At 45.5% G+C, this 12613-nt stretch carries 9 protein-coding genes and 1 pseudogene; 4 read left to right on the forward strand and 6 right to left on the reverse strand.

Annotated elements, in window-relative coordinates:
* Window positions 1-219 precede the first annotated feature (219 nt).
* The 4 genes and pseudogenes from MDMS009_RS14830 to ptsP all read right to left on the reverse strand — a co-directional run bounded on the left by MDMS009_RS14830 (window position 220) and on the right by ptsP (window position 6745).
* Complete coding sequence (locus MDMS009_RS14830) at window positions 220-1446, reverse strand: carbohydrate porin (protein ID WP_237700544.1); 1227 nt, start codon at window positions 1444-1446, stop codon at window positions 220-222.
* An 83-nt stretch (window positions 1447-1529) separates the two neighbouring features.
* Window positions 1530-3233, reverse strand: coding sequence for a fructose-specific PTS transporter subunit EIIC (locus tag MDMS009_RS14835; protein WP_008292194.1), 1704 nt, complete (start codon window positions 3231-3233; stop codon window positions 1530-1532).
* A 48-nt stretch (window positions 3234-3281) separates the two neighbouring features.
* Window positions 3282-4211, reverse strand: a pseudogene (pfkB, locus tag MDMS009_RS14840) (1-phosphofructokinase); the annotation flags it as partial.
* 104 nt (window positions 4212-4315) lie between these two features.
* Window positions 4316-6745, reverse strand: coding sequence for a phosphoenolpyruvate--protein phosphotransferase (gene ptsP / locus MDMS009_RS14845; protein WP_008292095.1), 2430 nt, complete (start codon window positions 6743-6745; stop codon window positions 4316-4318).
* Window positions 6746-6942: 197 nt separating this feature from the next.
* Here ptsP and MDMS009_RS14850 point away from each other — a divergent pair, with 197 nt between their 5' ends.
* The 4 genes from MDMS009_RS14850 to MDMS009_RS14865 all read left to right on the forward strand — a co-directional run bounded on the left by MDMS009_RS14850 (window position 6943) and on the right by MDMS009_RS14865 (window position 11637).
* A complete protein-coding gene (locus MDMS009_RS14850; protein ID WP_008292045.1) occupies window positions 6943-7926 on the forward strand; it encodes a LacI family DNA-binding transcriptional regulator in 984 nt (327 codons plus the stop codon).
* A gap of 126 nt (window positions 7927-8052) precedes the next feature.
* Complete coding sequence (locus MDMS009_RS14855; protein WP_008292223.1) at window positions 8053-9066, forward strand: class 1 fructose-bisphosphatase; 1014 nt, start codon at window positions 8053-8055, stop codon at window positions 9064-9066.
* 254 nt (window positions 9067-9320) lie between these two features.
* Window positions 9321-9650, forward strand: a complete 330-nt coding sequence (locus tag MDMS009_RS14860; protein WP_008292039.1) for a hypothetical protein — start codon at window positions 9321-9323, stop codon at window positions 9648-9650.
* 139 nt (window positions 9651-9789) lie between these two features.
* Window positions 9790-11637: a lytic transglycosylase domain-containing protein gene (locus tag MDMS009_RS14865; RefSeq protein ID WP_043888416.1), complete on the forward strand. Its 1848-nt coding sequence runs from the start codon at window positions 9790-9792 to the stop codon at window positions 11635-11637.
* Window positions 11638-11714: 77 nt separating this feature from the next.
* Here MDMS009_RS14865 and MDMS009_RS14870 read toward each other — a convergent pair whose 3' ends face one another.
* Both MDMS009_RS14870 and MDMS009_RS14875 read right to left on the reverse strand, forming a co-directional pair.
* Window positions 11715-12005, reverse strand: coding sequence for a DUF3144 domain-containing protein (locus tag MDMS009_RS14870; RefSeq protein ID WP_008292221.1), 291 nt, complete (start codon window positions 12003-12005; stop codon window positions 11715-11717).
* Window positions 12006-12297: 292 nt separating this feature from the next.
* Window positions 12298-12612: a thioredoxin family protein gene (locus MDMS009_RS14875; protein WP_008292075.1), complete on the reverse strand. Its 315-nt coding sequence runs from the start codon at window positions 12610-12612 to the stop codon at window positions 12298-12300.
* Window position 12613 lies beyond the last annotated feature (1 nt).

The raw sequence follows: 12613 nt of genomic DNA on the forward strand, positions 1-12613 counted from the left end.
TTTGAGTGTATAGAAGTCCTGATATGGTGCATCACCCCCTCTATTTTTTTACCAGCTATACCGTGCTTTCCAGTGGGCAACAAAACAGAAGAAGAAATAATCCTATATAAAACTGAAATTTTCGGTCATGAAAAGTCAACTGTGTGTGACTTTGTTGATTATTCTAGCTGGCAGGGTTAGACATGCCTTAAAATAAAGTTATGTCTAACCCAAACCTCTTTATTTCAGTGACTTAACTATATCTGCAAGATTAACATCGAACCGCAGACCTAATATAAAAATATTATCTAAGTCTTTTGTGCGTCCGGGATCAGCGAATTGATCGGGATTGATAATGTACTGAATATTGGGCTGAACTCGGATTTGTGGTGTCAATTGGTAGCCATAACTCAATTCCATCATCACTTGATTATTTGAAGGCGTGCCTGAGCCACCATTTGATTCTCTTGCCAGTCTTAAGTCTTCTAGGGCTTCTCGGCTATAGTTTTGTTTAGATACAACAAAAGCGACCGTATCATTGTCTCTACTTTGGAAGGTGCCGCGCTTAACGAAACCGCCTTGTAATTGATAATCGACCGATAATTCGCCAGAACCTTTAGTTAATGCTGCACCGAATAACGTCAGGCTACGTTTTGAGTCGGGATCAGGGCGGTAAACGACTTGTTCGAATCGAGCAAATATGCCGGAACGTCCGTTTAATTGTTCGTATGGGTTACCTGTCTCGACCGCGTTATTACCCGCACTGTCTTTTAGTGGGTGAAAGTAATCCGTTTTGTCATACCAGCCACCCAATTCATATGTTCGAGGGTAACGATCGCTATCCCAGTTGGTGCGGTAGCCCAAAGTAAATGGAACGATAAAACCATTTGATTCCTTAGTGTTCCATGTCAGGCCGTGATTACTATCATCTTGGTGACCGCTATTGTCCTCATACACACCCACGTGGGCGTAAACGTTTGGTGTAAACCAATATTTAGATCGTGCCCCCCAACTAGATACGGGCCACCATGTGAAGCTACTGGTGCGAAATACAAACGTTGGGTTGCCACAAGCCGCATTATTCTGGAAATACTGACAAAGTTCAGACCCTAAGAAGTTAATATTAGCCACCATACGACCGGCCTCAAGTTCAAGTTTGCCATCCAGTAGGTGTTTCTCCAGTGAGAATAAAACTAGACGAGAACCTTGGCCGCCATAAATTTCTTGAACAGAAGTGCTGTTGCCAAGTTTTTTCTCGGCAAGGTTATTACCATGGCGGTTAGTTGCTGCTAAATGCAGCGTGGTATCGGACCATCCAAAAGCGTTATCAAGATTAATATCGGCGCCTATGAAAAGTTGACCTGCATAAGCACTTCCTTCGCTTTGACCACCATCAACATTGCTGGCCGCTTCGCCAGTATAAGATGAACTCCATTTTACTAAATTAGTATCAACCGATTCTGCCATTACCGGATTAACAAAGCCGAAACATACGAGTGAAATAAGGGTTATATAAATACGCATGGGATCTCTCTTCCTGTAGTTCTATATCAGTTAGTTAATTTTTTTTTCACAATAAATAAGCAAAGAGTTGTAACAACACTCCCAGCGACTATCGCAAATGCATACATGCCTAGATGTGTGACAGCATTCGGAATACCTAATACAAAGGCGCCGCCATGAGGCACTTTGAGTTCTACTCCTACAGCCAGAGAGATTGCGCCTGCGGTTGCAGAACCGAGGATTAACGAGGGGATGACACGGAATGGATCACGAGCAGCATAAGGGATAGCGCCTTCCGTGACGAAAGAAATGCCAAGTACAGCCGCTGCGTTGCCAGCTTCGCGCTCCTCTTTATTAAATTTATGAGGAAATAGTTTTGTTGCTAACGCTAGTCCAAGCGGTGGCGTCATACCACCCGCCATCACGGCCGCCATAGGTGCAAATACGCCGCTGGTTACCAGGCCTGTTGCAAATGCATAAGCGGCTTTGTTGACCGGTCCCCCCATATCAAATGCCATCATTCCACCCAACAGCAACCCTAAAAGCACAGCACTGCCAGCCTGCATACCCTCAAGCCAATCTTTCAAGCTAGACATGATTTCAGCAACCGGTGCGGCAATAACGTAATACATTAAAAGACCAGTCAGCATGGTTGTGAGAACGGGAAGAATGAGGACGGGTTTTAGGCCATCGAGGTTTTTGGGGAGTTGAATCCACTTACTCAAGGCTGCTGTGATATAACCAGCCATGTAACCAGCGACAATACCACCTAGAAAGCCAGCGCCAAGATTAGCGGCCATCAAGCCACCCACCATACCTGGGGCTAGGCCTGGTCGGTCGGCAATGGAAAATGATATATAACCAGCAATCGCTGGCACCATAAGCATAAAGGCACCTTCGGCGCCGATTTGGAATAATGCGTAGGCTAAGGTGCCAGCATTTTCCTCTTCATAAGCATAGATACCACCTAAAGCAAAAGAAATAGCTATCAGTATTCCCCCGGCTACAACAAAAGGAAGCATGAAGGACACACCTGTCATCAAGTGCTTATAGGCGCCTGCAAGCCCTTTTTTATTATCCTGAGATGCAGCAGTTTCACTTTTAGCTACTTCCACTGTGTTGCTAGATGCTTCTTTAAAGGCTTTTTCTATAAGCACAGCACCATCTGCAATAGCGGGTTTAGTCCCCGACTTGAAGACTAATTTCCCCTGAAATCTAGATGTATCAACAGTCGTGTCTGCAGCGATAATAACTAAGTCAGCCGCTGCTATTTCCTCAGGAGTTAATTCATTACGGGCACCAACAGATCCTTGTGTTTCGACTTTTATTTCATAACCGAGACTTTTTGATCCTTGCTGTAATCCTTCAGCAGCCATGAATGTGTGAGCAATACCAGTAGGGCAAGACGTAATCGCAACGATCTTTTTACCTTTTTTGGACGAACTATCAGATGTTGATGAAAGACGCTCTAGTACTTTAGATGGGCTATCCAGTACCTCATCAATACTCGCTTTGATAGTGGGCAGATCAGCAATATTTGAGTCACTTATTTCAACATCACCAACCAAGAGTAGTGACTCTGCATCATTCAGCATTTCTTGTGTTATGGCTGCAATGACGCCTTGGGGGGTACGCACCTCTATGCAACATGAATGGTTCAGTTCGGAAGCCGCTTTTCTTAACACTTCGCCTGCTAGAACAGCGTGTGTTTCTTTATGTTTGTCATCGACAATGATGAGTAGTTTAGACATGTTAATCTCTCCTGTGACCCTTTGTTTATATTGCTATAAGGTTCTGCTTTAATTGGTTTTAATGTGACTTGTTGTAACCGATTTTGCCAAAGAATTAATGGTCTCTCTGGACGGTAGGTTGGGGCCGTGAAGTCCCAATTTGCCCACAGCGAAAGCGGTTGCCAGTTTTGCAGTAGCTTCTAAATCAAGCCCATCAAGCACAGCAGCAACAAGACCGGCGACCATGGCGTCGCCAGCGCCGACAGAGCTGTTACTAGCAATTTTGGGTGGACGAGCATGAAGCACACCTTCATGAGAGACAAATAATGAGCCATCAGCACCCAACGAAACAATGACATTTTCTATACCGCTATGATTAAGTTTTTGGGCAGCATTCATTATGTCGCTTGTTTCTTTTAAGTCTTCACCCACGAATGTTTGGAGCTCGTGTAAGTTAGGTTTAATCATAAAAGGAGGAGGGGCATTACTCGTCAGAATGGAAGTCAGTGCCGGGCCACTGGTATCAACAATAATACGTAAATTCTTGTATGCCAGTTCTTGCATTAAATGTGTGTAAAAATCGTCGGGGCAGCCCGTAGGTAAGCTTCCTGATAATACTAGGATAGAGCCATTTTCGAGTTCACTCAGTCTTTTCAAAAGCTCATCCAAATTCGCTTCAGATATGTTCTGTCCAGACATGTTCAGATCAGTGGTTTCTCCGCTTTGCTTATTCAAGATCTTGATGTTTGTTCTGGTTTCTCCATTAAAACGAACAAAGCCATCGATGATTTTTTTCTGTTTGAAAAGCTTGCTGAAAAGTTCTGAATTATCATTACCAAGTAGGCCGGAGGCATAGACAGAAACACCCCAGTCAGCAAGACAGGAGGCAACATTTACGCCTTTACCACCAGCATTGGAACGAGCGCTACTGACACGGTTAACATGATCAACGGCAAAGAGGTCGACTTCCAGCGTTTGATCGATGCCAGGATTAAGAGTGACTGTGGTAACTGGGAAATATCATAATTACGCCCCCTTAAGCTCACGAACAGCTCTCAGTCGTTTCAGCTTCTAAGCCTTTTGTGCTAACGCTTGAAGTTCAGTCATTGAGTTTGACGAAGACGCGCTTTGACAGCGGGAATATCGAGCGGTGACATAGATAACTCTGATACACCCAGTCCAGACAGGATGGCAGCGCCGAGAGGATCACCAGCGATACCACCACAGGCACCGACCCAGCAGTTTTGATCCTTTGCACCATCAACCGTTAGCTTAATGAGTTTGAGAACGGCGGGGTGTAGGCTATCCGCTTCAGCAGCAAGTGTAGGATTTTGTCGATCCATCGCGAGACAATATTGGGTTAAGTCATTGGTGCCAATAGAGAAGAAGTCTGCATGTTTTGCTAAAGCCTGAGCTTCAAGTGCCGCTGCAGGAACTTCAATCATCACGCCTATGGGGCAGCTTGGTGCATCCATTGCTACTCGAACATCTTCACAGAGCGCGCGGAGCTTTAATAACTCATTTACTGACGTGACCATTGGGAACATGATTGACAATTTAGCTCCCTCTTTCAGAGCCCGATAAAGCGCGCGGAGTTGTGGTTGGAGCAAATCAGCACGTCGAAGCAGTAATCGAGAACCACGTACCCCTAAAAATGGGTTTTCTTCTTGAGGAAGTGCCAGTTGAGGAGCTTGTTTATCGCCCCCGATATCAAGCGCACGCACAATCAGATCACGGCCATCCAAATTGTTGGCCATGGCAAGGTAAGTCTCGAATTGCTCATCTTCAGATGGCTCATCACTTCGTTCGAGATATAAAAATTCGGTACGCATCAAGCCAACACTTTCAGCGCCTTCAGATAGAGCTTCTGCTACGTGATCAGGTTGATTGATATTGGCACCAATGAGAATTTCAGTTCCATCTGTGGTTTTTGCAGGTAGTTGTCGTGTCTCTGCATCTTTCGTTTGTTGAGCTTGAAGTTTCGCTATCCACTCATGAGCTGAAGTTATATCTTCATCATTTGGATCGATATAAATACGTCCTGCTGTTCCATCAAGAATCACATGGGAGTCATTAGCTATATCCAGTAACCCTTTGCCGCCCCCCACTAAAGCGGGTAAACCTAATGTTCTAGCTAAAATAGCGGTATGAGACGTTGGGCCACCCTCTGAGGTTGCTAAGCCAATCACTTTTGTGATGTCCAGAGCTGCCGTATCAGATGGTGTGAGGTCGTCACTAATGAGTATATATGGATGGTCGGGACAGCCTTTCTCGCTGGTATTTGACAGCTCAGGTTCGATTTGAAATAAGACTTTGTTGCCAACGTCTTTGAGATCAGTTGCTCTTGCAGCTAAGACTGGGTTACCAAGTGCAGACAGACGATTCGCCATGCGCTCAACGCCTCTATTCCAAGACCAGGCAACACCATGACCATCAGCCATTATCTGACAGACAAGCGTGATGAGATCGGTATCGTTTAATAATTCGATATGTGCCAAGAATATCTTGGCTTCTTGTTTTCCGAGTCGCTGTTCTGTCTCTTCCGAAAGTGCTTTGAGCTGTGTTTTTGTCTGTCTCAAGGCTCGGTGAAGTCGTGATGCACTTTCAGAGAGCGATTCAGTTTGATCCGGGATCTCGAGTGTGTGTTTTATTTTTCTGTAAATTGGCCCAACCACCATGCCTGGCGCTGCTGATGCACCGATGATTGCAGCCAAATCTTCTCTTGCTTGCCAAGAGGGACTTGATTTTTGTCGTTTTAATGCCAGTTCCGCATCCGCTTTCTCTTGAGCGGAGAGGCTTTGCATAAGTATCTGCATTACTGATAATGCTTTATCAGCATCAGCGCCTTCTGCCGATACAGTTAGAGACGTGCCTTCTCGAACTCCCAGGCGAAGTAAGGCAATTAAATTTTTTGCGTCAGCCGTTTTGTCTGCATGACGAATGCGAATCGACGAGTTGAATTGGCGTGCAGTTTCCAGCCACTTAGTTGCTGGGCGAGCATGCAAGCCTGTGGGGTAATCGAGTGTCCACTCGAATTTTTTTGCAAAGTCAATCAGGACTTCAGACTCTTCGGGTTCTTCACTTGCTTTATTCAGTGAAGTGACGATGAGCTGCTCATCATCTGTTTGAAACAGCTGTTGGAGTTGTTCCTCGTTTTGTAGCAGGCCTGTTAGCGTTTGGAGCAAAGTAATATGCCCATCAGTTTGAGCAGAAATTGCGACAACCATATAGGCGATCTGGCCTGGGTTCCATTCCACACCTTGAGGAATTTGAAGTATCGCAACACCATCCTGTTTTATGAGATGACGATCTTCAGCGATACCATGTGGAATGGCTATACCGCGTCCTAGAAAGGTGTTGGCACGTGTTTCACGGTCCTTCATGCTTTGTGCAAAGGCGGGTTCAACACAGTTATTCGTGACGAGTAGCTGTGTTGCTTGTTCAATTACTTCCTCTTTGCTGGAAGCGGTGACATTAAGTTGCACTATTTGTACTAGGTCTAGCTCGCTATCAGTCTGCTTTGTTACAAGCATAATTTATCTCCTCTCTCGATTTCCGTCACGCTATGTTTACGCGAACTTATATTTTGCTTTAGAAGTATTGAAAACGTTTTCAGGTAAAATGTCAAACAATTTAATGACAGCGTGCAATATCCTGTGGTAAGGTTGGCTTCAACTGTTGATATATATAGTTTTTTGTAAATTTAACGAACTTGGAAACGTTTTCTAATATGAGTGTCGGGATAAAAGATGTAGCGAAAATAGCCGGTGTTTCACCTGCTTCGGTTTCTAGGGTGTTAGGTGGCGGATCCGTGAGTGATAAAGTACGAGAACAAGTACTTAAAGCGGTAAAGTCCACAGGATATAGACCCAATATGGCGGCAAGACGGTTACGCTCAAACCGCACCGCGACAATTGGATTGATAGTGGCCGATCTGGTAAATCCCTTTTTCACAGCAATCACTCAAGCTGTGGAATCAGCCGCTTACAAGGCAGGCATGCGAGTCATGTTTTGCAACACGGGTGAAGACCCTGAACGTGAAGAAATGTATCTCAAATTCATGCAAGAGGAACGAGTTTCGGGCCTGATTGTGGCACCCACAACACAGGGATTGAAGTCATTGCGTAAATGGAGTTTTGACTTTCCTTTAGTACTCATTGACCGTGCTAGAGACAAAGAAAAATTCGACGTCATAGTCATGGATAACCACACCGCTACTAAAGAACTCGTTATTCATCTTCACAGTCAAGGATACCAGCGTATTGGTGGCTTATTTGGTGCGACAAGCATTACCGGAGAACAACGGAAAAATGGCTATATAGAGGCAATGCATTCTCTCGGTCTCAAACCTGAGGTTAAGAGTCTGCCTTCTACAGCCATTGTTGCTCAAAACGAGCTTGAAGCATGGTTTTCATCTCCTGACAGACCGGAAGCGGTCATTCTCAGTAATAGCCTTTTTACTCGTTCAGCACTGATGGCTGCACGAGCGACAGGCTTGCGAATTCCTCATGATATCGCCATTGCTGGCTTTGATGATGAACCATGGTCATCATTAGTCGATCCCGGTATTACGGTAATTCGTCAACCAGTTGAAATGATGGGTAAAGAAGCTGTTTCTGCAGTTATTCAACGCATTGAAACACCGGATGCTCCTCTGCGCCGCCTTGTGCTTTCAGGTGAGTGTGTGATTAGAGATTCAAGTCAGAAGCCGTAGTGATATCACGGTAATAAAAATGATCATTCGCGTTGCAGTCTGATGTTAATTGAAGTGACTGCCAGTCATATCTGCAATTGGTCGTTAACATTTAATCTATATAAGCCCAAGTGAGAGGAGACATTTATGTCATCTATTGGAAAATCGATAAATCAATTTATTATTGAACAGCAACTTAGTCATGCTGGTTCAGGAACCGATGATTTGTCGGGGCTTCTTGCTGATATAGCGAGCGCCTGTAAAAAGATAGCTCACCTAGTAAGCCGCAGTGCCATCATAGGAATAGGTGGCGCTAGCGAGTCTGAAAACGTACAGGGCGAAGTCCAGAAAAAACTCGATATCATCACCAATGATGTCATGGTTGAACATCTCAATTGTCATGGTTACCTGGCTGCAATGGTATCTGAGGAAATTGAAGACATTATTCAAATTCCCGAGCAACTGCCCAAGGGTAAATATCTCATTGCTTTTGACCCACTGGATGGTTCGTCCAATATCGATATTAATTTATCTGTGGGTACTATCTTCTCAATATTACGCTGCCCACAAGGAGTCACCCAGCCAACGTTAGAAGACTTTATGCAAGCTGGTACAGAACAAGTGTGTGCAGGTTTTTGTGTTTATGGGCCTACAACCATGATGATCCTCACCACTGGCGATGGGGTGAATGGTTTTACCTTAGATCGCGATATTGGCGAATTTGTTTTGACTCATCCTAAGATGACCATTCCAGAAGATACCGCTGAATTTGCCGTGAATATTTCCAACCAACGGTTCTGGGAAACACCGGTAAAAAGTTATATTGAAGAATGTATTCAAGGTATTGATGGTGAGCGAGAAAAGAATTTCAATATGCGTTGGGTCGCTTCCATGGTGTCTGAAGTTTATCGTGTATTGACTCGTGGAGGCATTTTTCTCTACCCGCTCGAAACGAAATCAACCAGCCCAAATGGCAAACTACGCCTCATGTATGAAGCTAGCCCGATGAGTTTCATTGTTGAGCAAGCAGGTGGGGTTAGTTCAACAGGGTATCAGCGAATTATGGACATCAAACCTACAGATTTACATCAACGTGTGCCAGTTATCTTAGGTTCCAAAAACGAAGTGGAGCGTGTGATCGGCTATCACGAAGAAGGATAATTCTCCTTAGTGAGCTATAAACTACGCAAAACGGTGATGGTGCCTGTAATTGAAATAACGGATGCTGTGCTTTAAGCGTAGCTACAGGTGAGGGAGAACAGCTTAAGAATAAATAGTCACTATAAAACGGTTGCTTGAGGTGTTCTGGAATAAATAGTGTCTGTCGTATTTACGCATTGTAATGCCAGAAACTTAATTGCAGTAACCCCACCCTAATTAATAAAACATCTCTTCATTAACCGGGAATAGTCATCATGGTCAAAACTCTTGACGAGCGTCATGCAGAATCAGAACGTCAACTTACTCAATTAGCACCTTGTGAAACGGAAGCTGAATATCGCAAAGCGGCGGAAACAGGCAACCCTGAAGCCTTGCTGGCTCTGGCCAAAGCTTTGCTTGATAACAGCATTGAACATCAGGACCCTGATGAGGCATTGCTTTGTTTGCAACGGATTCGAAATACGGCAGGGAATGCTGCTATCCCAGATGATGAGTTAGATAAGGTGGAGCGCAAGGCTAAGAAAAAACAACACGAATTGGGCGAAGCCCAGCAATTAGAGTACATGCATAATCAGGATGCCTGAATGATGTAAAGGGAGATGTTTTTTCGTGCGGGTTAGCTGTAAAATCCGACACATCGGTGTCAGCCCAAGTACACCCATTTTTCAGGTGCCTGCTCACTTTGACTCTCTTGCCTATTTTTTTTCCCCCAAGTAGCCTCAAATGAAGCCTATTCTCTGGCTATTTTGTATATTACTCAGCTCGAACGCTCAGGCTACAGGCGAAGTTGAAATCCCCTTACTGGCTGAAACAGCCCATATTCAAGCCGCAGTAGGTCGCGTCCTTGAGCTTGATGAGAATGGTCAGAGTTCACTCGGCGACGCTCAATGCAATCGGGTTGATTTGTCCGATCTCGTATTGTTGACCGAGGACGCTCAACTGGCTGTTGACATGGCATTTTCCGCCGCGACGGGTGCCCACGTGCTCGGGGCCTGCCGAGGGCTGACGCCATGGCAGGGGCGACTGACATTGAAATTGACTCCTCAGGTTATGGAGTCCGGACTGGCCATAGAGTTTGTACCTGATTCGATCGAATTGTCGCGACCAGACAGTAGCCCCGGACTGTTGAGCAAACCAGCTAAGCTTATTGCCGATATGTTGGTACTGCCACGCATGAAGAGCGTGCAGATTGATTTAGCCGGGCCACTGAACAGCCTGGATGAATTGATCGAGCAATCGCTGGGGCCAGCGAGTTCACATGATGATGAGCAGTCCCTGATTCAGCGTACCCACATTGCTCGACTGCAAACAGAAGAGACAGGCGTCAGAGCCTGGTTGGCTTTTCAGGTTCGTGTGCCTGAACCCGCCGAGCACGTATCTGAGCCAACTTTCAATGTCAGCGAGCTGGCACAATGGCAAACGCTTGAAGATGAGTTAGATGGCTTTCTGACTACCATCATTTCGACCTTGGCTCACTCAACCAACTCACATGCCTTACGTATCGAGTTACTCGCCGTGTTGTTGGATGCACGACATGCTATTGCCGAGGCGCTGACGGTCGATGATCCTGAGCATGATCCGGTTCGCGAACTTTTCCTGACGACCTGGGAACGGCTGCGACCGCTGATGAGTGAACTCGAAGGTCTGGAAACGCCGGGCTTGGAAGCGGACTTCAAGCTTGCTGCGTTTATCGCTGGTGGTGACGCGTTGCGGGCACTTGATGCCTTGGGGCCTGAATATGGTTTCGAGATCACCCGTGACGGGCTGCGTAAACTTGCTCGCTTGCTGTTGGCCGAAGCTGTGCCACCCAGTTTTACGCCGTTGCCTTTGGAGGTCGATCCGGCATTTCGCGACTTGTTTGGGTTTGATGCCAGCGGTGAGGCCGAATTCACAACCGTAGAATCGACGCCACACAGAGACGTTAGTTTTGGGCGAGTAGGGGCTTGGCTATTGCCAACTGCTTATGCCGACACTGTTCCGCCGGCTGTGGCTTTAAAAGGGTTAGTCCCACAGCTGGAAAACCTTAATCATTACCTTGAGCTGGTTGCTAGTTTGCTGGAAGAACAGGCCAACGCCTGGCTAGCCAAGAATAATAAGATGCCGGACAGAATGGCTGAGCGACTCGACCCTCTGGTACGTGCTACCGCATGGAAAGAATCCTGCTGGCGCCAGCTTGTAGGGTCGAGTAGCGACCCACAAGTATTGCGTTCATCTGGTGGCGCGGTGGGCATGATGCAAATCAACGGTCGGGTTTGGCGTAAGGTGTACGATCTTGACCGCCTTGTTAATGAGGTCGACTACAATGTAAACGCTGGCATCGACATTCTGACCCATTACATGCTTGATTATGCGATCCGCAAAGGCGAGCACGAACAGCCCGGCGGTGATGACAATTTGATAAAGGCAACCTATGCCGCTTATAACGGCGGGCCTGGGCACTTGTCACGCTATCGTCGCGACGACACATCCAGCCAATTGAAGGCCATCGACAATGCGTTTTGGAATCACTACACAACCATCAAAGCTGAACAATGGCCGGATATCTCAAGCTGTTACGCGGTCGGTCAGTAAGCTAGTCTTTTAACCGACGCAAACACAAAAAAGCCGACGCAATGTCGGCTTTATTTTAGTTGATAAGTGACGTCAACTTAATTTGGATTGTATTCATCAAAGCGTTCGATATATTCCTCAATGTTTTGCGCCATCATATCGGTATAACGCTGAGTGAAATAATCAATGATTTTTTGTTTTTCTTCTTTTAACTTTTCAACATCATCAAACTGACGAACAGTCGTAAATACATTAAAACGTGATGCAGAGAATAAAATTGCCGCATTGACATTGTCTACTTCGGTTTCTGCATGCTGCTGGTTAGCAAGGTTTATAAACTCATCACAGCGTTCTTGGAATGTTTTTTCAGCAGGGGCGTTTTCGCTCATATTCTCTCTCAGTAGTAATAGTTAGATATAAATTTTGATTAGCCAAAATAGACTTTCAAATCAGAGATAAATGCCTGTTTTGTTTTTACTAATCCCCAAAGGGAAAACAGACTTTTCTCTCTATCATGTCGGTCAATATGATTTTTAGAGAAGTTAGAGTACGTGATTAGCTCACATTTATAAAGCCAGTTCCACTTTCTCAAACATGTGTTGACAGGGCTAAAGGATGAAGCTCAACATGGGCTAAGTTTGATTTCAAAGCTTTGTCGTATTGTTTTGATTATGAGCAGTGTTAGTTGATGTTCGAAAGTAATTGGCGAACCTCGTCAGAACGTAATGGCCTCACTAGACGACCCACTTCATTGCCATCTTGCAGAAGTATCAACGTTGGCCAAAGCTTTACCTTAAACGCACGTCCTAGTCGTTTGCCTTTTCCGTCATATATCTTAATATGACGCAGTCCTGAATGTTCCATGACTGCTTCTTTTATCGCAGGACTTGCAGCCTGACAGTGTCCACACCAAGGCGCACCAAACTCAATTACAACGTCACCGGAGAACTCGCTGACTTGTTCTAATGTAAATGCTTCTTCTGCGTAATCAAACACT

It is taken from the genome of Methylophaga thiooxydans DMS010 (assembly GCF_000156355.1).
Taxonomy (GTDB): domain Bacteria; phylum Pseudomonadota; class Gammaproteobacteria; order Nitrosococcales; family Methylophagaceae; genus Methylophaga; species Methylophaga thiooxydans.

Bases quoted from the DNA above. Each gene is read 5' to 3' on its own strand.
- MDMS009_RS14830 (WP_237700544.1), bottom strand. From the start codon at position 1,446: ATGGCAGAATCGGTTGATACTAATTTAGTAAAATGGAGTTCATCTTAT.
- MDMS009_RS14835 (WP_008292194.1), bottom strand. From the start codon at position 3,233: ATGTCTAAACTACTCATCATTGTCGATGACAAACATAAAGAAACACAC.
- ptsP (WP_008292095.1), bottom strand. From the start codon at position 6,745: ATGCTTGTAACAAAGCAGACTGATAGCGAGCTAGACCTAGTACAAATA.
- MDMS009_RS14850 (WP_008292045.1), top strand. From the start codon at position 6,943: ATGAGTGTCGGGATAAAAGATGTAGCGAAAATAGCCGGTGTTTCACCT.
- MDMS009_RS14855 (WP_008292223.1), top strand. From the start codon at position 8,053: ATGTCATCTATTGGAAAATCGATAAATCAATTTATTATTGAACAGCAA.
- MDMS009_RS14860 (WP_008292039.1), top strand. From the start codon at position 9,321: ATGGTCAAAACTCTTGACGAGCGTCATGCAGAATCAGAACGTCAACTT.
- MDMS009_RS14865 (WP_043888416.1), top strand. From the start codon at position 9,790: ATGAAGCCTATTCTCTGGCTATTTTGTATATTACTCAGCTCGAACGCT.
- MDMS009_RS14870 (WP_008292221.1), bottom strand. From the start codon at position 12,005: ATGAGCGAAAACGCCCCTGCTGAAAAAACATTCCAAGAACGCTGTGAT.